The organism is uncultured Methanobrevibacter sp. (genome assembly GCF_900314615.1).
In the GTDB taxonomy this organism is placed as follows: domain Archaea; phylum Methanobacteriota; class Methanobacteria; order Methanobacteriales; family Methanobacteriaceae; genus Methanocatella.
The window spans coordinates 54,016-77,252 of the sequence record NZ_OMWA01000004.1 but is presented as its reverse complement, the minus strand read 5'-3'; the positions used below and the strand labels follow the sequence as shown (position 1 = coordinate 77,252).

The 23,237-nt window shown below is 34.9% G+C and carries 24 protein-coding genes; 8 read left to right on the top strand and 16 right to left on the bottom strand.

Going from position 1 to position 23,237, the window contains the following annotated elements:
- The first annotated feature begins 23 nt into the window (after nucleotides 1-23).
- Entirely contained in the window at nucleotides 24-515 is a 492-nt protein-coding gene (locus QZN33_RS02065; RefSeq protein ID WP_296789058.1) for a fumarate hydratase C-terminal domain-containing protein, read from the top strand.
- Here the strand turns inward: QZN33_RS02065 and QZN33_RS02060 are convergent.
- From QZN33_RS02060 to QZN33_RS02040, 5 genes are all read right to left on the bottom strand, one after another.
- Nucleotides 512-1,804 (bottom strand): dicarboxylate/amino acid:cation symporter, encoded by a 1,293-nt coding sequence (locus QZN33_RS02060; RefSeq protein ID WP_296789056.1) that lies wholly within the window; start codon nucleotides 1,802-1,804, stop codon nucleotides 512-514. The genes QZN33_RS02065 and QZN33_RS02060 overlap by 4 nt on opposite strands.
- A gap of 113 nt (nucleotides 1,805-1,917) precedes the next feature.
- Complete coding sequence (locus tag QZN33_RS02055) at nucleotides 1,918-2,655, bottom strand: peptidylprolyl isomerase (RefSeq protein ID WP_296789054.1); 738 nt, start codon at nucleotides 2,653-2,655, stop codon at nucleotides 1,918-1,920.
- A 142-nt stretch (nucleotides 2,656-2,797) separates the two neighbouring features.
- Nucleotides 2,798-5,119, bottom strand: coding sequence for a transglutaminase domain-containing protein (locus tag QZN33_RS02050; protein ID WP_296789053.1), 2,322 nt, complete (start codon nucleotides 5,117-5,119; stop codon nucleotides 2,798-2,800).
- A 149-nt stretch (nucleotides 5,120-5,268) separates the two neighbouring features.
- The gene (locus QZN33_RS02045) at nucleotides 5,269-5,481 is read right to left on the bottom strand and encodes a zinc-binding dehydrogenase (protein ID WP_296789051.1); all 213 of its coding nucleotides are present in this window, start codon (nucleotides 5,479-5,481) and stop codon (nucleotides 5,269-5,271) included.
- Nucleotides 5,396-5,662 (bottom strand): hypothetical protein, encoded by a 267-nt coding sequence (locus tag QZN33_RS02040; RefSeq protein ID WP_296789049.1) that lies wholly within the window; start codon nucleotides 5,660-5,662, stop codon nucleotides 5,396-5,398. Before QZN33_RS02040 ends, QZN33_RS02045 begins: the two co-directional genes overlap by 86 nt.
- A gap of 107 nt (nucleotides 5,663-5,769) precedes the next feature.
- Between QZN33_RS02040 and QZN33_RS02035 the strand changes: the two genes are divergently transcribed.
- Entirely contained in the window at nucleotides 5,770-6,864 is a 1,095-nt protein-coding gene (locus QZN33_RS02035) for a DUF763 domain-containing protein (RefSeq protein WP_296789045.1), read from the top strand.
- Here QZN33_RS02035 and QZN33_RS02030 read toward each other — a convergent pair.
- The 5 genes from QZN33_RS02030 to QZN33_RS02010 all read right to left on the bottom strand — a co-directional run bounded on the left by QZN33_RS02030 (nucleotide 6,861) and on the right by QZN33_RS02010 (nucleotide 10,270).
- A complete protein-coding gene (locus QZN33_RS02030) occupies nucleotides 6,861-7,400 on the bottom strand; it encodes a tRNA (cytidine(56)-2'-O)-methyltransferase (protein WP_296789041.1) in 540 nt (179 codons plus the stop codon). The two genes, QZN33_RS02035 and QZN33_RS02030, sit on opposite strands and share 4 nt — an antisense overlap.
- A 225-nt stretch (nucleotides 7,401-7,625) precedes the next feature.
- A complete protein-coding gene (cobS, locus tag QZN33_RS02025) occupies nucleotides 7,626-8,408 on the bottom strand; it encodes an adenosylcobinamide-GDP ribazoletransferase (protein WP_296789039.1) in 783 nt (260 codons plus the stop codon).
- A gap of 177 nt (nucleotides 8,409-8,585) precedes the next feature.
- On the bottom strand, nucleotides 8,586-8,795 hold the full coding sequence (locus QZN33_RS02020) for a hypothetical protein (protein WP_296789038.1): 210 nt from the start codon (nucleotides 8,793-8,795) through the stop codon (nucleotides 8,586-8,588).
- Nucleotides 8,796-8,845: 50 nt separating this feature from the next.
- Entirely contained in the window at nucleotides 8,846-9,070 is a 225-nt protein-coding gene (locus QZN33_RS02015) for a hypothetical protein (protein ID WP_296789034.1), read from the bottom strand.
- A 117-nt stretch (nucleotides 9,071-9,187) separates the two neighbouring features.
- Nucleotides 9,188-10,270 (bottom strand): phosphatidylglycerophosphatase, encoded by a 1,083-nt coding sequence (locus QZN33_RS02010; protein WP_296789030.1) that lies wholly within the window; start codon nucleotides 10,268-10,270, stop codon nucleotides 9,188-9,190.
- Between the two features lie 84 nt (nucleotides 10,271-10,354).
- On the opposite strand from QZN33_RS02010, the gene larC reads away from it, so the two are divergent.
- Together larC and queC are read left to right on the top strand one after the other, a co-directional pair.
- Nucleotides 10,355-11,524, top strand: coding sequence for a nickel pincer cofactor biosynthesis protein LarC (larC, locus tag QZN33_RS02005; protein ID WP_296789028.1), 1,170 nt, complete (start codon nucleotides 10,355-10,357; stop codon nucleotides 11,522-11,524).
- Nucleotides 11,521-12,198: a 7-cyano-7-deazaguanine synthase QueC gene (gene queC / locus QZN33_RS02000; RefSeq protein WP_296789027.1), complete on the top strand. Its 678-nt coding sequence runs from the start codon at nucleotides 11,521-11,523 to the stop codon at nucleotides 12,196-12,198. The genes larC and queC overlap by 4 nt, the downstream gene beginning before the upstream one ends.
- Here the strand turns inward: queC and QZN33_RS01995 are convergent.
- The 3 genes from QZN33_RS01995 to QZN33_RS01985 all read right to left on the bottom strand — a co-directional run bounded on the left by QZN33_RS01995 (nucleotide 12,195) and on the right by QZN33_RS01985 (nucleotide 14,181).
- Nucleotides 12,195-12,806, bottom strand: a complete 612-nt coding sequence (locus QZN33_RS01995) for a vWA domain-containing protein (RefSeq protein WP_296789024.1) — start codon at nucleotides 12,804-12,806, stop codon at nucleotides 12,195-12,197. The two genes, queC and QZN33_RS01995, sit on opposite strands and share 4 nt — an antisense overlap.
- A gap of 91 nt (nucleotides 12,807-12,897) precedes the next feature.
- A complete protein-coding gene (locus tag QZN33_RS01990) occupies nucleotides 12,898-13,152 on the bottom strand; it encodes a transcriptional regulator (RefSeq protein WP_296789021.1) in 255 nt (84 codons plus the stop codon).
- Nucleotides 13,153-13,164: 12 nt separating this feature from the next.
- Entirely contained in the window at nucleotides 13,165-14,181 is a 1,017-nt protein-coding gene (locus QZN33_RS01985) for a M48 family metallopeptidase (RefSeq protein WP_296789016.1), read from the bottom strand.
- A 63-nt stretch (nucleotides 14,182-14,244) separates the two neighbouring features.
- Here QZN33_RS01985 and QZN33_RS01980 point away from each other — a divergent pair, with 63 nt between their 5' ends.
- Nucleotides 14,245-14,844 (top strand): hypothetical protein, encoded by a 600-nt coding sequence (locus QZN33_RS01980; protein WP_296789014.1) that lies wholly within the window; start codon nucleotides 14,245-14,247, stop codon nucleotides 14,842-14,844.
- Nucleotides 14,845-14,865: 21 nt separating this feature from the next.
- On the opposite strand, the gene QZN33_RS01975 is transcribed toward QZN33_RS01980, so the two are convergent.
- From QZN33_RS01975 to QZN33_RS01965, 3 genes are all read right to left on the bottom strand, one after another.
- Nucleotides 14,866-15,864 (bottom strand): tRNA-dihydrouridine synthase, encoded by a 999-nt coding sequence (locus QZN33_RS01975; protein ID WP_296789013.1) that lies wholly within the window; start codon nucleotides 15,862-15,864, stop codon nucleotides 14,866-14,868.
- A gap of 90 nt (nucleotides 15,865-15,954) precedes the next feature.
- Nucleotides 15,955-17,676, bottom strand: coding sequence for a sodium-extruding oxaloacetate decarboxylase subunit alpha (oadA, locus tag QZN33_RS01970; RefSeq protein WP_296789012.1), 1,722 nt, complete (start codon nucleotides 17,674-17,676; stop codon nucleotides 15,955-15,957).
- Between the two features lie 148 nt (nucleotides 17,677-17,824).
- A complete protein-coding gene (locus QZN33_RS01965) occupies nucleotides 17,825-18,919 on the bottom strand; it encodes an inositol-3-phosphate synthase (RefSeq protein ID WP_296789011.1) in 1,095 nt (364 codons plus the stop codon).
- Nucleotides 18,920-19,071: 152 nt separating this feature from the next.
- Between QZN33_RS01965 and QZN33_RS01960 the strand changes: the two genes are divergently transcribed.
- From QZN33_RS01960 to QZN33_RS01950, 3 genes are all read left to right on the top strand, one after another.
- Nucleotides 19,072-19,914: a UbiA family prenyltransferase gene (locus tag QZN33_RS01960; protein ID WP_296789009.1), complete on the top strand. Its 843-nt coding sequence runs from the start codon at nucleotides 19,072-19,074 to the stop codon at nucleotides 19,912-19,914.
- A 37-nt stretch (nucleotides 19,915-19,951) separates the two neighbouring features.
- Nucleotides 19,952-21,526 (top strand): glycosyltransferase family 39 protein, encoded by a 1,575-nt coding sequence (locus QZN33_RS01955; protein ID WP_296789007.1) that lies wholly within the window; start codon nucleotides 19,952-19,954, stop codon nucleotides 21,524-21,526.
- A 138-nt stretch (nucleotides 21,527-21,664) separates the two neighbouring features.
- Entirely contained in the window at nucleotides 21,665-23,218 is a 1,554-nt protein-coding gene (locus tag QZN33_RS01950) for an NERD domain-containing protein (RefSeq protein WP_296789005.1), read from the top strand.
- Nucleotides 23,219-23,237: the final 19 nt, after the last annotated feature.

The following is a 23,237-nucleotide window of genomic DNA, read 5'->3' as shown; positions in this document are numbered from 1 at the left end:
AAACAAAAAAATAATTATTAAACATGAAGGAATTAACTACACCTATCACTGATAAAGACCTATCAGGATTGAATGTTGGAGATAAAATAAGCATTTCCGGAACAATATATACCGGCCGTGACGCTGCTCTGCCTCAGCTGGTAGATCTGATTAAAAAGGATGGAGTTCCCTTTGATTTAAACGGAAGCGTCATCATGCATACTGCATTCAGCGATGCAGGAATTGCACCAACAACAAGCAGCAAAGTGGAAATCGAGTCAACCATACCGTTTTTAAGTGAAAATGGCGTTAAAGTTCATATCGGAAAAGGAATGCTTGGAGATGAAACAGTAAAAGCACTGAATGACAACAATTCAATTTTTGTAATAACACCGCCTGTTGCAGCATTGCTTACAAGCAAAGTATTAGATAAAAAATGCGTCTTGTTTGAAAATGAAGGCATGGAAGCTATGTTTGAACTAAAAGTAAAAGATATCCCTGGGATAGTGGCTATCCACAGGGGAGAAAAAATTTAAATAAGATTTTCAACCTTTTTTTCAGCTTTTTTCCTGCCTTTGAATACATCAACATCAAAGGATTTATTCTTGAATGCCACAATCATAGTACATATGGCGTCACCAGTGACGTTTACTGCAGTTCTGAACATGTCGAGGACATGATCTATTCCAAAGATTACACCGATTGCCTGAACCGGCAGACCTACTGAATTAAATACCATAGTTAAAGTTACAAGACCCACTGAAGGAACTCCTGCTGTACCTATTGAAGCCATTACTGCTGTAAAGATTACTGTTAAAAGAGCTGAAGTGCCTAAATCTATTCCATAAGCCTGAGCTGCAAACATTACCGCAACTCCCTGCATGATTGCAGTTCCGTCCATGTTGATTGTTGCTCCTAAAGGAATGGTAAATGAGGAAACATCACGGGAAACACCCATATCCTCCAGTTTATTCATGTTTAGAGGAATTGTTGCATTTGATGTTGAAGATGAAAATGCAAAAAACATTACTGACATGAACTTCCTGAAGAATGTTACAGGATTGAGCCTTGTGAAAACAACAAGAAGGGACGGATAAACAACAAAAGCCTGAATACCTAATCCAATCAGTACGCAAACAACATATTTGGCTAGAGGCAGGATGCCGTCAAAACCCAGGCTTCCAAAAGTTTTGGCCATCAGACAGAAAACTCCTATTGGAGCGAATTTCATCACAATTCCTGTCATTGCCATCATGATTTTGTTTGACTGTTCAAAGAATTTGTTTACTACATCAGTTTCTTCTCTTAATTTAGCGAGGATAAATCCGATAATTACACCGAATATGATAACAGGCAACATATCTCCGTTAGCCAACGCATTCAACGGGTTTTCCGGAATGATATTTAAAATTGTATCAGTCATTGTCTGGTTAATAGTCACATTAGATGTTTGAGCTGCAGCGGCCATATTCAAACCAAGGCCCGGTTTAAGCAGAATACCGATGCTTAGAGCTATTGTTACCGCAACAGCTGTTGTAAGGATATATATTAGAATAGTTCTTCCACCAATTGTTCCTATTTTACGAATATCTGAAATTGACGATACTCCTACAACAATGGAACAGAAAACAAGCGGAACGACAAGCATTTTCATCAGTCTGATAAATGCATTACCTCCAAGATAGAATACATTGTCCATTAAGACAATATTTTTTATAAAATGATCATGAACGTAAAAATTTAAAAATAAACCGAAAAATAATCCTAAAATCATTCCGATTAAAATCCAGTTACCTAAACTAATTTGTTTTAATCTCTCAAACATTTCACTCAACTACCTCTTATATAAAGTAATTTAGTGAAAAAATTATATAAATTTTAGGAAAAATGATAAAAAAAGAGAGTTTTAAAAAAAACTCAAAAAATTAAATAGAAGAATTATTCTTCTTCAGCTTCTTCGTCGTCGGATTCTTCTCTTTTTTCGAATTCATCAACGAAGTTTACTTTGGTAATGTCTTCAATATTGTCCCAGATGTCTTTAGCAATTCTGAATCTTGCAAAGGTAATGTCCATGTAGGATTGCTGGTCAAATTTGGACATTTCATCTAATTTGATGTTTGCAACACCGTCAACGATGTCAATTTCGGTTTTATCGATGTCAACGTTAGGATTGGAGTAGTGTAACTCAATCATACTTTTGATTTTTTCTTCTTCATCATCGATAACTTCAGTTACTTCAACATCGTATACTAAGTCTTTTCCTGCTAATTCGTGGTTGAAGTCAACTTTTACTCTTCCGCCGTTTACGGTTAAGATTTTACCGGTTGCGCCTTCAGATTGGATTTTCATACCTTGGACAGGAGTCATACCCTGTCTTTTGAATTCTTTCATAGGTACTAACTGAATCATTTTAGGATCTCTTGGTCCAAATGCGTTATCGGAATCAACTTCAATGTGTTTGGTTTCTCCTTCTTCTAAACCAATGATTGCTTCTTCAATTGCAGGTAATAAGTGGTTTCCACCAACAACGATTGGAATTGGTTTGTAAGTTTTGTTTTCTTCGAAAATTCCTGCTTCTTGTGCAATTTCATCATAAGTAGTATCAAATACATCATCTGTGTCTTTTATTTTACCAGTAAAGTTTACTCTTACAAAATCTCCGTTATCTATAGCCATAATATTAGCTCCTTTATAATTTTGATTAAATAATTTGTTAATAAATATAACATTTTATACTTTTAGTAACCATCATTTATTAAAGTTTTGTTTATAAGAGGAAATATGGAAAAAAAAGAGGATATGAAAAAAAAATAAAAAATCAGAATGGAAGACTTACGTATCTGTTTTTCAAAACGAAAGTTTTCACATTCCAGTTGTTGATTTTTCCCAATTCGTTATTGGAATTAATCGGGTCTCCAACAACCCATGTATTGCCTATTAAAACCTGAGTCCATACATGACCGTAGACATCGTCACTGAATCTGCATGATCCGTGGACATATCTTGCCATAAACCCTGCAGTACGATACATTGAAATCAGAAGGTGCGCCTGGTCAACGCAGTTGGCTCTTCCATACTTCAATGTGCCGATAGCACCTCTGTGGGAATCATAGTAATAATCATAAGAAATAGTGTCCCTTACATAATTGAAAATAGCTTTTGCCTTATCGACAGGGTCGGTAAGACCACTGGTAACTGATTTAACCAATGCTTTGATTTTGGCGTTGTTGACTGGGCAGTTTTTTGATGATTTAAGATAGGAACTTGAATAAGAACCGGATGCTTTTTCATTGAGCCCTTTTTTGAATTTGGAAACAGCAATCTTAATGGATTTGCTTGTGGAACTAGGCAGGAAATTGTTGTCTCCCAGTGCATTGACCTCCACATTATAATTTCCCATTGAAGCATAAACCTTAATTGTTGCATATCCGTTTGATGCTGTTTTTGCAGAATAGACATAATCATCTATTATAAGTTCAACAGTTTGTCCTGAAATAGGATTTCCGTTTTTATCTGTCAGTAAAACCTTGAATGTTTGGAGAGAGTCCTTAAATGAAGTTCCTGATTTCCAAGTCAGTTTTGCTTCACTTCTCTCAAATACTTCTATTTTAGCAGAATCAGAAGTTCCGCAAACCTTATCGTTGCCTGATGCAGTAAAGCTTACAGTGTAATTTCCGACTCCCAGGTCAATAGGGACTGATACAACACCATTGTTGTTTGTGGTTCCGGAATATGTAGTTCCCTCAACAGTGACTTTCACAGCCATTCCTCTTAAAGGAACTCCACCTGCAGTATAAACAACGTTCATTGAGGAATGAGCACCATATCCGAATCGGGTTGTACCTTTAACTGCCAGTTTAGTGGCATTGGTATCAAGTATTGTGATATACTTTGAATCGGATGATGATTTGAAAAATTTGTTTCCTGCAAACTGATATTTTACATTATATAATCCTTTGCTGATTGAAGAAAGATCCATATAAGCAATACCGGATGCATCTGTTTTTTTGGAGTAAGTTTTATCGCCAATTGTAATTTTTATAATCTTTCCGGAAACTGAACTGCCTCCAAGACTGGTTGTGAGCTTAACTTTAATCTGGCGATTGTCCCCTGGTGCGAATGTATACCCATTGGCATACAGCTTGGTATTTGCGATACGGTATATTGTTACAGTATTTGTTTTGGATGTTCCGTCATTATTATAAGACACTACCTTAAAAACTCCGTTTTTAAAGTTGTTTAATGTCAGTCTCACATATCCTGAGGAAGATGTTTTATACCAGTAGGATTTTCCTTTGATTTTGATTTTGACGTACTTTTTTGCCAGAGCCTTACCGTTGCTTTTATAGAATTTTACCTTAAATTTATTTGAATCTCCTTTGACTTTTTTCAAATCGCTTGCAGAGATTGTTGACAAAATCTTAATGTTTGTAGTTAACTTATAACCTGTAGCAGGATTGGTTGAAGTTATTTTATAAGTTCCAGGCTTTAGATTAATATCCAAAGTTGCAACACCTTTGCTGTTTGTTTTTTTGGAGTATGATTTTCCTTTTACAGTTATAGTGACCATCTTATTTTTTAAAAGATTTCCTAAACTGTCATAAAATGTAGCTGAGTACTGTTTTGTGCCTTTATAGTATTTTGTCAAATCACTGGCTTTTATAGTGGACAATACGTTAAAATCAGAAGTGAAATTGCTTGAATCATATGAGCTGTCGCCATCAAAATATGCAGCTGCACTGTATTTTCCAACATCAAGTGCAAGATTAACACTTGCAATACCTTTGGAATTGGTAGTGGTTGAATAGTTTACATTATTTATAACAAAATTCACAGTTTTGTTTGCTAAAATCTCATTTGCGTTCGAATCCTTTAAAATTACGCTGTAACTTCCCCCCTGATAAACTTTGCTTGATGAGGAAGACATTTCTGTTTTGTTTTTATTGTCTGATAATATATCGTCAGTGTTTATTGACAGTTTTTCTGAATCAATGTGATTTTCTTCAGTTATTTTAAGAGAATCTCCTGCAGAATCAATAGCTGCTAAATCAGTCATGTTTGCATCGCTTGCGTTAATTGAACTGATGGATAAAAAAAGAAACAATATCAAAAACATTGACAATGTTATTTTTTTGTTCAAAATAATTACACCTAAATTACTTTTTTCACTTATCCAATATTTATTTTAAATAATACTTATAAAGATTTTCATTTTTCAAACATGATTGATGCTAATTAAACTCCTGTTAACGTTGAAAAAGTATTTGACAGGATTTGAAAAAAATGAGATTAATTAATTTTTATAAGAGTTTTACCCTTTGAACCGCCACCATCAACTTTTCTAAGAGCTTCATTGATATCATCCAAGTTGTAAATTTCATCTACAGATGCATCAATCTTATTACTATCCAATATTTCAGATATTTTCCTTAGCTGCTGGCCGTTTTCCTGAACAAAGATGAAATAATATTTCTGATTCTTTTTTTTGAGCCATTTTGTCAAATTTTCTTCCAGCGAATTTGAAAAGCATCTGTTTGAATTTGGAAAATCCCATTCTTACAGCAAATTCCTGATTTGGAAGTCCTTTTAGAGAAACTAGTGTTCCACCAGGTTTGAGGATTTTAAATTCCTTTTCAAGCTCCTTTTCACCTAATGTATCCAGAACATAATCCACATCTAACAATTTTTTTATATAACCCCCATAGTTAGCGAGTACTAACCATGAAAAAATATTAGTTATCAACTGCTCTCACTAAAACACTATATTTTATAAATAATAAATAAGTATTCATGCAAAGAAGAGGAGCAGTCAATCTACCGTTACATGGAGGCCATCCACCTAAATGGCTATTTACAAGGATGGTTGACCTGTCAGGAGCATTGGCTTCAGTGATAATTGAAGAGTATAGTCTGGAGGAGTTTTTAAATAGAATTTCAAATCCTTACTGGTTTCAGGCATTCTCCTGCGTTTTAGGTTTTGACTGGCATTCCTCAGGAACCACCACCACAACTTTAGGAGCTCTTAAAGCATCATTAAGCCCGGAAGAGCATGGAATTTATTTAACCGGAGGAAAAGGTGCAAAATCGAGAAAAACCCCTGAAGGAATAGAGCATGCCGGAGAAGTATTCAACCTCAAAACTAAAACAACCGAAAAACTGGTTGAGACAAGCAAGCTGTCTGCCAAAATAGACAACTCCTGCATCCAGGACGGCTACACTTTATACCAGCATAACTTCTTCGTTACAGAAAAAGGAGACTGGGCCGTTGTCCAGCAAGGATTAAACACAGAAAACAAATATGCCCGACGTTATCACTGGCTTGGAAGTGAAGTTGATGACCTGCTGAATGACCCTCACAGCGGAATTTCATGTGACCAGATGACACCAGATACACTGAATATGCCTGCTGAAGAAAGCAAAGAAGCCCAAAAAATAAGTGTTGATTTGATTAACGACAATCCCATACATTTAAGGCAGTATTTTAAAAGAAAAGACAATCAGGCGTTGCTTGAAGATTTTACAATGCCTGCACATCATCCTGTTCTGGACATGGACATTTCAGACAAGGAATTTGAAGTTCTCACAAAAGCATGGGAAATACAGCCGGAAAATTATGAGGAGCTTATTCTGCTTCAGGGAATAGGTCCTAAAAAAATAAGAGCACTGGCTTTAATATCAGACCTTGTTTACGGTGAGCCGGCAAGCTGGAAGGATCCTGTAAAATACAGTTTCACACATGGTGGAAAAGACGGTTTTCCATATCCTGTTGACAGAGAAGTCTATGACAATTCTATTCAAACAATAAGAGATGCCCTTGATCAGGCACGCATAAAAAAAGAAGAAAAATTAAAAGCCATCAGACGTTTAGATGACTTCATATCCTAACGGTTTTCATTATGGATATTTACGTTTTTTCCATGAGCTGTCGGAATAACTTCAAGCACGGGATTTTCAAATTCCAAATCGAATTCCTTACCATCCATCAGCAGGTGCTGAAACACTGCAAGAGATGATACTTCAGAGTGAGGCTGTGTAGTTACTGAGACATTCCAGTCAGCAGCCTTGTAAACTTTTCCAGGAACTTTAGACCCGCCAACAACGATTAAAATATCAGAACCATCTTCACGAACTTCAGGAGCTATTTCATGAGCCTGTGAACCGTACATAGTTAAATGAACTACTTTACCTCCATCAGCTTTCCATTTATTGATAATTCCCATATAGCTTTCAGCATATTCTATTTCAAAATGTCCGCCGAATCTTGATGCAGTATCACGTACGTTTTCCATAAGTTTGTTATCGCGTTCACCTGCAAGATAGATTTTACTTGCTCCAAATGCACGTGCTGTCAGACAGACATGAGTTGTGATTCTTGTATCTCTTTTTAATCTGTGGTCTAATCTTAAAACATTGACATTCATATTATCATTAATAGGTTACGCATGAAAATATATAATGATTTCTAAAAGGTGAGATTACCACTTATCGATGCACTGGGAGGTAACTAAAAAAAATTAAAGAAAATAATGAAAAACATTAACTAAATGAAGCGTGGTAAATCTCACCAATAATACATATTAATGAATTAATATTTAAAATTATGGTTTTTTTAGACTTCAATATTGATTTAAAGATGTAAAATTAAGTTAAACATAAAATAAAGCAACTGCCATGAACAATAGTGAAAACAGACGGCCCACTTCATTACTCATTCCAAGGACATCACCATTAGCTAAAACGAAATTTCTCCTTGCAATTGTTGCAATGATAAGTCCTGACACCATAGCTCCCACAACACCTGCAAGGCCGACATAACCGCTCATCACATATGCAATGATTAAAATAATTGCAGTTGAAGCCATATAATTGGTAATGTTTGTTTCATTTATAAAATAACTGCCAATTCCTGGAGTTAATGGTCTGGAAATTAATGCAGTAGTTAAAAGAGATGTTTTTGCAGACATTTCACATATTATTATTCCCAAAATAAAGTTATAATCCAAAATGTTATAGATTCCGGCAATTGTTAAAGTGGCCACTAAAAAGAGTGTTGCAACACCTCCGGCACCTACTGATGAGTCTTTCATGACCATTATTTTGCGTTCAGGTGCACCATGGACCATAACCCCATCAGCCATGTCCATAACACCGTCCAGGTGATTATAACCTGTAATAATCATTAAAAATGCATAGACAATAACTGCTGTGAAAAATGAATTCAGATGCAGGATTTCAATTGACACATATCCGCAAATTGCAGCCAGAATCCCAATGAATATATGCAGAAACGGCCAGCACCATGTAAGTTTAGTCATATACTCGATTGATGTAAATACATTAATCGGAAGTATTGTTGAGAATGTCAAAAGCCCTAAAAGAGATTTTACAGGTGAGAATTCTTCATCTTCAAAGTAATCATCATTTTCCATTAGTTATTCCCCAGATTTTTTACTGTAAAAAAATTAATTATATTATACAATATTTATCTGAACATTAATAATTATTGCCTTTCGCAATTGAAAAAAAAAGTCTTTAAAGATTTTGAAGAAGTTTAAAAAAGAAAAAAGAAAGGAGTTTCATAACCCCTTTAAGTTCCCGTTAAAGTTTTAGAATGCAACAGGAGATACATTATTGTTTTTGTTGAAATCAGTTAACATTGAAGAGAGTTTAGCGTTGTCCATGCTGCTTGTGTCTTTAGCCCAGAAGACAACAACAAACTGTTCTCCGCCCTGACTTACAACTTCACTGACACCATGTGTTGCGTGGTCGTAGTCTTTGAAAGTTGCAATATTGTCAGCGCTTTTGTTCAATGCCATATCGTCATCACCGTAAGTGTACTCTCTTCCGTCATGGTGAATGACATGATCTAAAACATCATCGTTTCCATATCATCATAAACGTCATCGTTTACGTTTTTATAGATGCACACACCCGCATCCTGATTTCCGTTCGCATATACTGAATAATACTCTCCGTTGTAAATACCGCTAAATGTGCCATCCACTTTAAAGTCATTGACGCTTGCAGCACAAACGCTTCCGACCAAAAGGGAAGAAACCAATATTAAAAATAAAACTCCTTTAATGCTCATTTAAATCACCTTGTTGTTTATTAGTACAAAAACGGAAATATATAAAGTTTTTCGAATGCAAACACTTATTTACATCTTAAAAAGGAAAATAAAGAAAAAATAGAAGGAATTTAGAAATTAGCTTTCAAATATTTTAGACACACATCCTGCAATCAGACCTGCAAAGGCATTATCTAAAATTGGAGGCAGACCATAGAGTATTCCAGGTTTGTATTCATCATATCTTTTAAAGTTGACAGCAGCCTTTGTTCCGGCAATCTGGTTTGCAACTGCAAGACCTAAAACCTCATTAGAATAAAGATACTTCAAATCATCTTTTGCATCAAATTCCCTTATGGAATTGCTCATTAACTGCTCTTCAACTCTTATTGCAGCCATTAAAAGCATCATAACATTAATGTCAGCCAATGACTTTAGAATTTGAGCTTCAAGTTTGTCCTTTAACTCGGAAGTTATATCATCTTCAGCCAATAAATCAAGGCCTGCTTCAACCAGATCCCCTATCAGAATTCCCTGAGAAACCAGATAATCCAGAATTCCGAATGTCAAGTCAAGCTTTTCGAATGCATCTTCAAGAGTTATTTCAACTGCTTCTTCAAGGCGTGTTTTGAACTCATCGAAATTGATTTCGTCAAAATCTGAATTGTTAATGTCCATGGCTTCACCTTCAACATTAACATTGGCCAAAACAGCAGAAAAATTATTTTCATTCAATATATTCTGAATATGGAACGGCAATGCCATATCAGCCAGAACTTTCGCCTTGACATTAGTGAGAATCTTGAATATTTTAAGCAGATTCTTCGGAGATATTACCTTATCGATGTAGACTACATGACTTATGGTGATTCTTGCATCTGCAAATCCCTTTGGAGAGTTTGCGACTTTCAAATCATCAGTAAAGTCTTCAATTACAACATCGTTTGAAAGAAAAGTGAATATTGTCAAATCACTATATGAGTTTGTAAAATATTCCAGAGAATCTGTTGCCTGTGCAATATATGAACCTTCACGATGATTGAAGGCTTCGGCACGTTTTGCTGTGGCCTCAAATTCATCCTTTGCTTTTAGGATATTGACATTTTCAATAATGTCTATTCCGTCGCTTACGGTAAAGTCGCTTAAAGCTAAAAAATAATCAGGATTGTTAATGCAGATTCCATAATCTTTTTCTATAACATTTAGTTTATCATTTCCCATACATATGACCCTAATAATTAATACAAATAATATATAAATTATTGAATTTAAATTTTATAATAATCAGATAAAGGAATTATTTTTATGACAATTATTATTGACCCTCAATCAAGCGGAATAGCTGGAAATATGATTATCGGCGCATTAGTAGATTTAGGTGCCGATGCAGATGAGTTAAAAAGCATTATGGAAAAATCAGCAAAAGATTTCGGAAAAGTTGAAGTAAGCTTTGAAAAAAAGCTCAAACATGGAATCAGCTCCACATTTTGCCATGTTGAAATGCTTGAACACAAGCATTCAGTCCATTATGCAGATTTTATTGAAAAAATCAGGAGCCTGGATTTGGAAAGAAACGTTAAGGAAACTTCAATCAGAGTATTTGAAAGAATTGCCAAAGCGGAAGCTAAAGTGCATGGAAAAAGTCTAAACGAAGTTCATTTCCACGAAGTTGGAGCCAGTGATGCTGTTGCAGATGTTATCGGGTCAATATACGCATATTATTCACTGAATCTGGACAAACAGAAAATCATCGGCCTGCCTATTGCCGTTGGCGGAGGAAGAGTCAAAACTGCTCATGGAATAATACCGGTTCCGGCCCCTGCAGTTGTTGAAATCCTGAAAGATGCAAAAATTGTAGGAGGACCTGTTGACAGCGAGCTTGCAACACCAACAGGCTCAGCGATTTATGCAGAAATCTGTGATGAGATAAAGGAATTCATCCCACTTTCAAAACCTAAAAAAGTAGGATACGGTGCCGGAAGAAAAGACTTTGACCATCCGAACGTTTTAAGAATCATTGAAACCTCAGACATTACTGAAAGCGATGAAATTGACGTTATTGAAACAAATATCGACCATTTAACAGGTGAAGAAATCGGATATCTGTTTGACAAACTTCTAAGCTTGGGAGCAAGTGACGTGTCAATAACACCGATAATAATGAAGAAAAACCGTCAGGGCAGTCTTTTGAAAGTCATCTCATCAAGAAACAACAGAGACAAACTGGTTGAAGCTATTTTTAGTGAAACCGGAAGTTTAGGTATCAGAATTTCGCCGAATATGCACAGAGGAGTTGCCAAAAGAGAATTTGAAAAAGAAATCTTTAACATTAACGGCAAGAATTATGAAGTGACATTCAAGACAGCCTACATTAACGGCGAGATAATATCCAGAAGAGCAGAGTATGAGGATTTAAAAAGGATATCAGATGACATCGGACTTCCGCTTAGAAAAGTAAAAGAGATGATTAAATGAAAAAAGCAATAGCAGTTCTTTCCGGAGGCCTTGACTGTACTGTTGCATCAAGCGTTTACGACAGGGATTATGAAATTCATGCAATAACATTCAATTATGGTCAAAAAGCGTTCAAAAGAGAACTTGAAGCCTCCAGAGAAATCTGTAAAAAAATGAACTGGAGCCATGAAGTTATCGACCTTCCATGGCTTTCAAAAATAAGCACATCAAGCCTGAACACTTCTGAAGAAATTCCTGAAGTTTCAGAAGCTGACCTTGATGATATTGAAAAAAGCAGTGAAAGTGCAAGCAGCGTTTGGGTTCCTGCAAGAAATACTGTTTTTACATCAATTGCCCTTTCATATGCAGAAAGCATTGGTGCAGAAATAATAATTGTCGGATGGAACGGTGAAGAAGGCAGTACATTTCCCGACAATTCAAAAGAATATATGGAAAAATTCAATGAACTGATTGATGTCGGTTCACCGGATAAAATTAAAATTGAAGCACCAGCCATAGATTTAAATAAAGAGGAAATAATAGAGTTAGGAGTTAAAGTTGGTGCTCCAATGGAATTAAGTTATTCCTGTTATAAAGGAGGCGACAAACATTGCGGTGTTTGTGAAAGCTGCATGAGGCGCAGACGTGCCTTTGAAAATTTAAATGTCAAGGATTTGACTGAATATGAAAACTAGTCAAATTCCTCCAAATCCTTTTTCCAATTTGAATTATCCAAATCCGCATTAGCTCTCATACAGCGAGTGACATTAGAAACAGAATCATATGCTCTTCCAATACCTTCTTTTGATTTAACATAATTGGCAACGCGGGATCTTTTAATACCTATACTTCCTGCTTCAGCATATGAATCAATATCAGCACCGATGAATATGAATTCCCAGTCATGATTGGTAATCATATTCTTAATCTGAGATTTTGAAAATTCAACAGAAGCATTTTCCATCCCATCAGTCATTATAACAAACAAAACTTTATTTTTAATTTCCCTTTCAAGAAGAGTTACTGTTTTTCCAATTGCATCAAGAAGGGATGTTGAGCCCCTTACAAAGTATTCTTCTTTAGTTAGATTCTTAACATCATCAATTGATTTTCTTTTGTATAACATTTCGCATTGATGGTTGAAAAGAACAGTTGTTACATTTGTATCAAATCCATTAGCTCTTTCTTTATCTAAAAATGAGTTAAAACCACCTATTGTGTCCATTTCAGAGCCGTACATAGATCCGCTACGGTCAATTAAAAATATTAAATCTAATTTCTCATTGTTAGGCATATCTTTCATTACACTCACATCCATAACATATTGTAAGTAAGTTTATATTAACTTACACACAATATATTAATGTGAGGTCATATTTAAAGTTTTCCAAAAATCAGACAAGTTTACTCAACATTTCTTCTCCGTCCTCAGTAAGTCTGTATACTCGGCCTTTTTTAACTTCAGGATTAATGCATACGATCAAACCTAAATTACTAAGTTCAGTTAAGACATTTGAGATATGATTTTGTAAAATACCGCAGTCTGCAGCAATATCTTTAGGTATTTTAGGATAATTTTCAAGAGTTTTTATTACTTTAACCCTGTAAGAAGACTTGTTAACATGATGTATAAGATCCTCATCTATCATATTCAACCTCCATCAGATTTTATTTCCACAGTTAGTGCAGAATTTATCTCCACTTTCTACAGGAGCTCCACATTTCGGACAGTTACCTACGTCCTCAAATTTGGCCCCACATTTAATGCAAAATTTAGCGTCAATATCTGCTCTGGCACCACAGTTCTGACAATATTTGATAATATTTTCCCCAATTACATGGGAAGATTTAAATTCTTCTTTAGGTTTTGGAGTGTCGCTTAAAACCGGTGATGAATAAAAGTCCTTTTGATTTTCAATTTCATGAATCAGTTCGTTCATCACAGCGATTCTTTTTGAATCTGAAGGATGTGTTGAAAAGAAATCATGATTGTTAGGATTTCCGCCGGCCATTGATTGCCAAAATGCAGGAATTGATGAAATATCGTATCCTGCCCAATGAATAATCATCATACCCAGCTTATCTGCTTCCAGTTCCTGGTCTCTTCCCCATGGATTTAAAAGGAAATACTGTGAACCGACACTGGCAACATTGGTTGCAGCCCTTGTCATACTTCCTATTCCTCCCAGCCCCACAAGGTCAAGTGCAAAACTTCCAAACCATGCAGCAGAAGTTATGGCATTATGTGCAGTCTGAGCACTTTGTCTGGTTCTTGAATGGTCCAAAAGAGCATGCGCCATTTCATGACCCAAGATAAATGCAACTTTTTCTTCAGTATTTGCAACTGAAAGAATGCCTGAAAACATTACGATTTTACCGCCAGGCATGCAGAATGCATTAATTGTATCATTAGCAACCAGATGAAAATCCCAGTCATAATAATCCTGAGTATAATCGCTTCTACCAATTTCTGCCAAATAATCTTCAACAGCCCGAATCAATCGGACAGCAACATTTCTTACAATCTGACCATTTGGAGCATCATCCAAAAGCTGTGACTGATTAATCATGGAATAATATTCATTGTAAGCTTCCTGGAGAAACTTGTCATCGTTTATAATGTCAAAATGTGATTTTCCAGTGAACGGATTGACACCGCTTCTATCATCTTTTGCCATAATTTTATATTTGTAAGTTGTGTATAAAAAGTTTTTTTAAATAAGACCAATATACATACATTTATGAAGAAAATTTTAATTTTTACAATATTGCTTTTTATTCTGATTGGATGTGCATTTGCAAGTTCTACCATTAAGATAAACGATGCCGAATTTCAATTGCCTTCAAAATACCAGGGAGGAGAACTGGATGGAGATTCCTATAAATTAAACAACACTTTTTCAATCAGATGTATCGATGACGATGATGCAAAAGCAATCGGACTTTGGGCAAGTGAGAAGGAATATGACAACGATTTAAATATTGGCAACCACCCTGTAAGACATTTCTATCAGTACAACAAATATGTCGGAGGATATCACTCCCATGCTTATTTCACATCAGGCAATTCATGCTATGAGATTGCATGGACAGGAAAGGAAATCACCAGTGATATCGAAAAGTTGATTAATAATACTCCTTCAAGTGAAATAGACTCAGATGCTTTTTATGATACATTAAACAAAGCGGTTGACATATACAAAGAGCAAAAAATAGACAAATTAAATAGTGATGGAGAGTACAATTACCTGGAAGCAAGACAGCAAACACAACTTCATCAGCACCAATCACGAGACGATACCCGATTCAATCAGATTCTACTGACATATTATCGCCGATAAAAAGAGTTAAAAATACTTGCTTTAATATTTAAAGCAAGTACTGGTTTTTTTAGAATAACAGTTATTGCAGCTTTGACAAATGGATACTCCATCTCCATTCGCTTTCCATTCTGCTAGAAAATCAGCCTGCGCAACAAACGGCTTGGACATTGACATGAATTCAACGTCACTGTGGTTCAGCACGTCATTCATGGATTTCATATCCCTTAAGGAACCTCCCAGAATTACAGGAATGTCAACCTCATCAATTAACTTGTCAACATAAACCAGAAACGGATTTTTCTCAGAGCCGTCATAAAGATATGAAATTGTACGTGCGGTCAGCTGAATACTGTCTGCACCGGCTTTTTCAAGTTCTTTTGCTACTTTAAGACTTTCTTCAGCAGTCATGCCGTCTTTTCTTACATCCCATGGATTGATTCTGATACTTACATGCATGTCCATGGTCTTTTTAATGACCTTGATGATTTCAGATGCAATTCTCACACGATTTTCAGTGCTTCCACCATACTCATCTTTTCTTTGATTGAAATATGGATTAATAAAACGTGTTAAATAAAAATTGTTACCCATATCTATTTGAATTCCGTCAAATCCTGCAAATGAGAATTTTTTAGCAGCCATTATAACTTCCGCCTGAAGCTTTCTGATTCCATCTATTGTCAAATCATTCGGTTCAGCCTTCTGATTGTCTCCGTCATCATAGTAAAAGAATGCCAATTGCCCTAAAACCGGCACATCATAATTGTGACAGATGTCAGTTATCATCTTGTAATCCTTAACAAAACCCACATAATTTAAACTGGATGAGTAAGGGGCGAAACGGTCCTTATGATCCAGTACAAACATTTCAGATATTATCAGACCTGTTCCGGAGCTTGCAATTTTTTCGTATCTGTCATAAATTGCAGGTGATAAAAATCCTCCTTCTTCTGTTTCAGTTTCCCAGGTTCCTGTTCTGACTATTCTACTGTTAAGCTTTAAATCTCCAAATTGACATTCATCAAAAATATCCTTCATATTATCACATCAAAACATATTATTTAAAAAAGAGTATATAAATTAAAAAGTAAGTTTAAACTTACAAAAAAATAGAAAAATAAGGGTAATCTATTTGATTACCATTAAAATATCGCCAATACTTACTGCATCACCAGGTTCTACGAAGATTTCCTCAACTACACCATCAACTTCAGATTGGATATCGTTTTCCATCTTCATAGCTTCAATAACACAGATAGTAGAGCCTTTTTCAACTTTATCTCCAACATTGACGTTGAGTTTGATTACCATACCCTGCATTGCAGAGATAACTCCTCCTTCAATATCTCCGACAGGACCTCCGGTAGAACCAGTACCTTCACCGATTTCCATAAATCCAGTAGGCATGATTTTAACTTCAAATACATCGCCGTCAACTTCAACGTTATACTCGGTTGGAATTCCAATAGCTTCATTTTCATCAAGGGAAACCGGAGGTTTTAAAGGTTCTTCTTCAGCTTCACCTTTAAGGAATTTAGGAGCAATTGGTGGGTATAACGCATAGGTTAATGCATCTTCATCAGATTTGACAAATCCTTCTGCTTCTCCTTCTGTTTTGAATTTATCAAATTCAGGTTCAATCAAATCAGCAGGTCTGCAGGTGATAACCTCTTCATCTCCAATAATCTTTTTAGATATTACAGGATCTACTGGAGCTGGTGGTTTACCGTATTTTCCTTTCATGTATTCTTTAACTTCATTGGATACGGTTTTATATCTTTCTCCACCTAAAACGTTCATTACAGATTGAATACCTACGATTTGACTTGTTGGAGTTACAAGTGGAGGGTATCCCATATCTTTTCTGACACGAGGCATTTCTTCAAGTACATCACTGTATCTGTCAAGAGCATTTTGCTCTTTGAGCTGTGAAATAAGATTTGAAAGCATTCCTCCAGGAATCTGATACAGCAATACATCTGCATCGATACTTTCAGAAATAGGATCAAGAATACCTGAATATTTTTCTTTAATGTCGTCAAAGTATTTTTTAATATGAGACAATAATTTTAAATCAAGACCAGTGTCATAAGGAGTTCCCTGAAGTGCTGCAACCATACTTTCTGTAGGAGGTTGGCTTGTTCCCCATGCAAGAGGTGAAATTGCAGTATCCAAAACATCCACTCCAGCCTGACATGCAGCATAATAACTTACAGGAGTCATACCACTAGTACAGTGACTGTGTAAATCAACTAAAAGACCAGTTTCTTCTTTTAATTTGGAAACTAATTCGTAAGCAGCAGTAGGAGTAATTAAACCTGCCATATCTTTAATTGCTACTGAATCACAGTCAAGTGCTTCGAGATTTTTAGCAAGTTCAACAAAGTCATCGATTGTATGTACAGGACTTATAGTGTAACTGATAGTACCCTGAACATGAGCTCCCTGATCTTTAGCTACTTTGATTGCTTTTTCCATGTTTCTGATATCGTTTAATGCATCGAAAATTCTAAAAATGTCGACACCATTCTCATAAGATTTTTCCACAAATTTTGTAACGACATCATCTGCATAATGTTTGTAACCTACTAAATTTTGCCCTCTTAAAAGCATTTGAACAGGAGTTTTATTAAATTCAGCTTTCAGTTGTCTTAATCTTTCCCATGGGTCTTCGTTTAAATATCTAATACAGGTATCAAAAGTAGCTCCACCCCAAGCTTCAACAGAGAAATATCCAACATTGTCCATCTCTTCAGCAATAGGAATCATATCTCTGGTTCTCATCCTAGTTGCAAGCAATGATTGGTGAGCATCACGAAGTGCTGTTTCTGTAAATCTTACTTTTGCCATTAATTTACACCTCTTTCAATCTAATTAATAAATAATCTTAAAATATTCAACTATAATATATGTCTTTATTATTATATAAATTAATAATATAAGACAGCCATATATGAGAAAAAAAGTAGTTAAAAAAAATTAAAAAATAATTGAAAAATTATCTTTCAAGTTCGCCTGAAATGAATTTTTCAACATTTTCATATGCTTCATCATCAGTATATTGTACCGGAGGGTGTTTCATAGTGTATGAAGAAATAGAAGTTAACTGTCCACCAACACCTCTTTCCAAACCGATTTTACAACATCTGACAGCATCAATAACGCATCCTGCAGAGTTTGGAGAGTCTTCCACACTTAACCTGAGTTCAATGTTCATTGGAACATCACCAAATGTGCGGCCTTCCATTCTGAGGAAACATAATTTATTATCATTTTGCCATGGGACATAGTCACTAGGACCAATATGAATATCCCTGTCATCCATTCTTTCAGTTAAAACAGATTGAACCGCTTCGGTCTTGGATTCTTTTTTGGAATCTAATCTTTCACGGTTAAGCATATTTAAAAAGTCAGTGTTACCACCAGTATTTATCTGATAGGTCTTATCTAATTTTACACCCCTATCCATGAATAAGCTAGCTAGTGTTCTATGTGTGATAGTAGCACCGATTTGAGCTTTAATATCATCTCCAACTATAGGAATACCTTTTTCTCTGAATTTTGCATCCCATTCATCATCACTTACAATGAATACAGGCATACAGTTGACATATGCAATTCCAGCATCTAAAGCACATTGAGCATAATATCTTGCAGCTTCTTCAGAACCTACCGGCAAGTAATTGACCAATATTTCAGCTCCGCTTTCTTTTAAAACGCTAACAACATCAACAGGTTCAGCATCACTTACAACGAAAGTGTATTCATCATCATAATTTGACATATGATCAGCAACACCATCCAAAACATGACCCATACTTACTTTAACATCATATTTAGGAATGTCTTCCTGAAAAACAGTTGTACAATTAGGTTTAGCAAAAATTGCTTCATCAATAGTTTTTCCAACTTTTCTTGCATCCACATCAAAAGCTGCAACTACATCAAGGTCACTAGGTTTATATCCTCCAATTTCCCAGTGCATCAATCCGATTGCATCTTCCGGTTTTTTACCATCATAATAATGAATTCCTTGAATAAGTGAACTTGCACAGTTCCCTATTCCAACAATAGCTATTTTAATTTTATCCAAATTTAACACCAGCTAATAATTTAATTAGTAATAATTTTTATTAAATAAAATACTAATATTATGTTATATAATATACTTTATAAAATTATGCTTTATTTAACTAAACTTATAAAGTATACGCAACTTGAAAAAAAAATGTTTTGAGGAGAATAATGAATCCATATATTGAAATATTGAGACCCGGAAATGCAATAATGGGTGCGATTGTTGTAGTTTTAGTGGCAATAATTGATAAAACCTTTAGTTTACCCATACTACTTGCAACTTTAGCTGTATTTTTTGAAACTTCTGCAGGAAATGTCATTAATGACTATTTTGATTACCAGATTGATTTAATCAACAAACCCGAACGTCCGATTCCATCAGGAAGAATTTCACTGACAAATGGCCGTAACTATGGTTATTTAATGTTTTTACTTGGAACAATTTGCGGATTCCTGATTAGCTTTCTGACTGGAAACTGGATTCCATTCATAATTGTATTGATAGCAGATGTTATTCTTTATTTATATGCATACAAGCTGAAATCAACTCCATTAATCGGAAACCTTGCAGTCGGATTTATGACCGGTTTTGGATTCGTATTTGCAGGATTCAGCATTAATAATCCTGACATAATATTCACATCAATATTTTTAGGATTCTTCGCATTCGTTATGACAACTGCCAGGGAACTTGTAAAGGATATCGAGGACATGGAAGGAGACAAGGCAGAAGGGGCAAAAACATTGCCCATTTTATATGGAGAAAAAATAACTGCTATTTTAGCATTTATTTTAATAATAATCGATTGTGCACTATGTCCTATGCTTTATTACTTTAACATATTCGGATTGTATTATCTGATTATTATTGCAGTGGCAGTATTGCTGTTCATTTATTCTGCAATTCTGATTATTAAAAATCAGGACAGGCAAACTGCTGCCAAAGTTTCAAAGTACCTGAAAATGGGAATGCTTATAGCATTCGTATCATTCATATTCGGATCATTTTAAAAAATTATTAATGCAATGCATTAAATATATTAGAGCAATGTTTGAAGATTTCAATATAAAAAGTAAAGACAAGTATTATCTGCTGGCACTGCTAATTTTCAGCAGCATTATGGTAGTTTACTACATTAACTTTAACCTGGAAGTGGGTATAAGCTGTTCTGACGTGTACGTTTATCTTTTAAATGCACTTTACTACACAGGAATAAATCACCACTCTACAAACAACATTTATCTATCGCCGATAATCTGTTTTTTAACATCTATTCTTTTCAGATTCGGCCTAGTGGATAAACTGGCCATATTCATAGTAACCGGATTATTTGCAATACTGGGAAATATTGGCGTTTATCTTTTATTCAGACAATTTTTTGATGAAAATCTAAGCATTTGCGGAGCTGTCATGTATTTAACTACTTCACTTAGTCTTACATGGCTTGCAAACGGTACACTGGACGTTCCTGCAGTGGGAATGACAGTTTGGTTTGCACTGCTATGCATAATAGCCATCGACAAAAATCCTAAATTTTACATTTATGCAACACCATTCTTTGTAATCGGTTTTTTTACAAGATACACTCTTGTTTTAACAGTGATTGCACTGGTACTCTATTACATTTATAAAAAAGGATTTCACATTGAAAAACCTGACCGAAAATACCTTGCAATTGGAATTGTAATCGCAATCGTGATTGCAGCCGTCATACTGACAACCATACTGGGCATGGGAAACGGACAATTTGAAGCTGCATCACAGATTTCCAATGGAATTGCAGGAAAAGGAGGTGCAGAAACAGACCCTGCATTCAATACTGAAGTCGGATACTATCTCTTCAACATGGCGAATTTCATTTCAAACTCCCATACAGTATTTGAGGGAAATCCTGTATTGGAAAATCCTACAATACTTTCCGGACTTTTATTTGCAATTCTGATTATCGGCGGACTGATCTGGATTAAAGACCATGAAATAAAACTTGAAAGAAAGCATATTCTTCCGGCAGCTTTGATTTTAATAGGCATTATAACCTATACAAGAGTAAGTTCCGTTTTGACAACACTTATCATCATAGCCGGATTATACCTGCTTGGAAAGGACAGCGAATACAAGACAGAATATATGATGTTAGCGTGGATATTGGCAAACTTTATATTTTACAGCTATTACCACATTAAGGTCAACAGATACATACTGCCGATATTTCCGGCACTGATTTACTTTATAATAAAAGCGGTAAGCATTATTCAGGACAAAATCAAAATAAACAAAAACATAATCCCAATTATACTGATTGCACTATTTGTAGTGCAAGGATTCGCATTTACATACACATTCGAACCGACAGACAAGTACAATACAACAGAGGAAATGTCACAGTATCTGAAAAGTGTCGACCCGAATTATGAAAATGTCAAGATCGGTGTTTACAACATACGCCCTTTCCTCTGGTGGATTGGAGATAATGTGGAAGGAATACCGATAGTCGACCAGGCCGCAATAGATAAAAGCAACATGACGTATTACATTTCAAATGCAAAGATGAAAAATTTAACAAATTACACAGAGATTAAAAATATTAATAATCTGTACTTATATAACAGAACAAGCTATTAGAGCACCATTTGTTCAATTTTTTTGATTTTAAGGCGAAAAAACAAAGTTGAAAAATATTGAAAAATAGCAATTTTTAGAAAGATATATAATAACAAAAATAAAAAAATAAAAACATAAGTAATTTTTTAAGAGGATAATATGAAAGTTGTATGCTGTAAGAATTGTGGTGCAAAATACCAGCTCGAGGATAATGACGACATCACTACCTTCGAGTGTTCTTCATGTGCAGGAGATTTAGAATATCTGGAAGATGAATATTCTGAAAGTGAAAATGACTCTCGCTCCTCATTTATTGATTCATTCAAGTATGATAATTCACAGATAGTCCAATGTGAAGACTGCGGATTAAAATATAAAATTAAAAATAGTGACAGCATACTTGATTATGAATGTGATAGCTGCGGAGGTTCTTTAAGGTATTTGGACGATGAATTAAATAAGGAATTAGACGAATACATCAAAGAACGTAAAAAAGAGGTTCAGCACATCAGACAGGAAACTACTCAATTCACTAGTGAAACTCCTGAAACAGAAGAAGGCGAAGCTGAAGATAATTCAGGCTCCTTTAAATCAATTACTAACAGAATAGGAAATTTCTTCTCCGAAGAACATATGCTAGAAATAGCTAAAGATGAAAAAGAAAAAGAACTTGAAATGGAAGAAGAACATTCCAAAACTGCAAGAACAACAATTCCTCAACCAGTATTGTCAAAGTTCGGAAGAGAATTTGCAGTCCCAAAAACCAATGATTATAATATTCTTAAGAATTTCCTTAAAGATGAATTCTTTAAAGGCATGAATGAATATTATCCGAATACCTCTCAGGAAAAACCTTCTGAAAGGTCAATGGGAAGCTTTATTGAAAGACTTAAAATACCTGAACCTGATGAAAATACTGGCCAAAGCTCCGGATCCATTTATGATGGCGGAAATGACTTTGATATACAGAATTTAGATACAAATACTGTAATTCTCCTTGTTGGAGCAGTTATTTTTATCTTAAGTATTATCGAAATACTTTTATTCAACAGCGGAATTGGAATAGTTGCAATATTCATCGGAGTAATTATCTTAGTTTATGCACTTTATAGAACTAGAGATGTAAAGGAAACCGAAATAAGAACAAGAATTATCAGAGAACATTTATTAACTTTACCTGATGATTACTATGTATTCTACAATGTGAAAACTCCTACTTCAAACTCTAGTATAAACCATTTGGTTGTAGGCCCAACTGGAATTTATGCTCTTTTATCTCAAAAATACAATCCGAAACTCAGATTAGAATCTGAAAATGAAAATTTAAATCTGATCAGTTCCAATGATTTGGATGAAGATAAAATCGAAGAATTCCATGACAGTGGAAATATGAAGAGATTTAGATACACAACCAAGCAGGCTAAATTCTCTCAAGACAATAAAGTCAAACAAAAAGCTTTGGCTTTAGGTGAAGATTTAATCAATTTCCTCAATGACAACAACATCAAAAACTGTTTTGTTGAACCTTTAGTCGGTTTCATAAACAATGAAGTTGTTGTAATAAACATGCCTTTAACTGATGAAGACCTGTTTATTGAAGAATTATTGAATCAGATAAAAACCAGTACAATTAAATTAGATTCTGAAACAATAGACAAATGTGCTGTTTTAATTAACAATTATTCAGCAGACTGCTCTTCAGAAATAATTTAATTTCTTTTTTTATTTTATT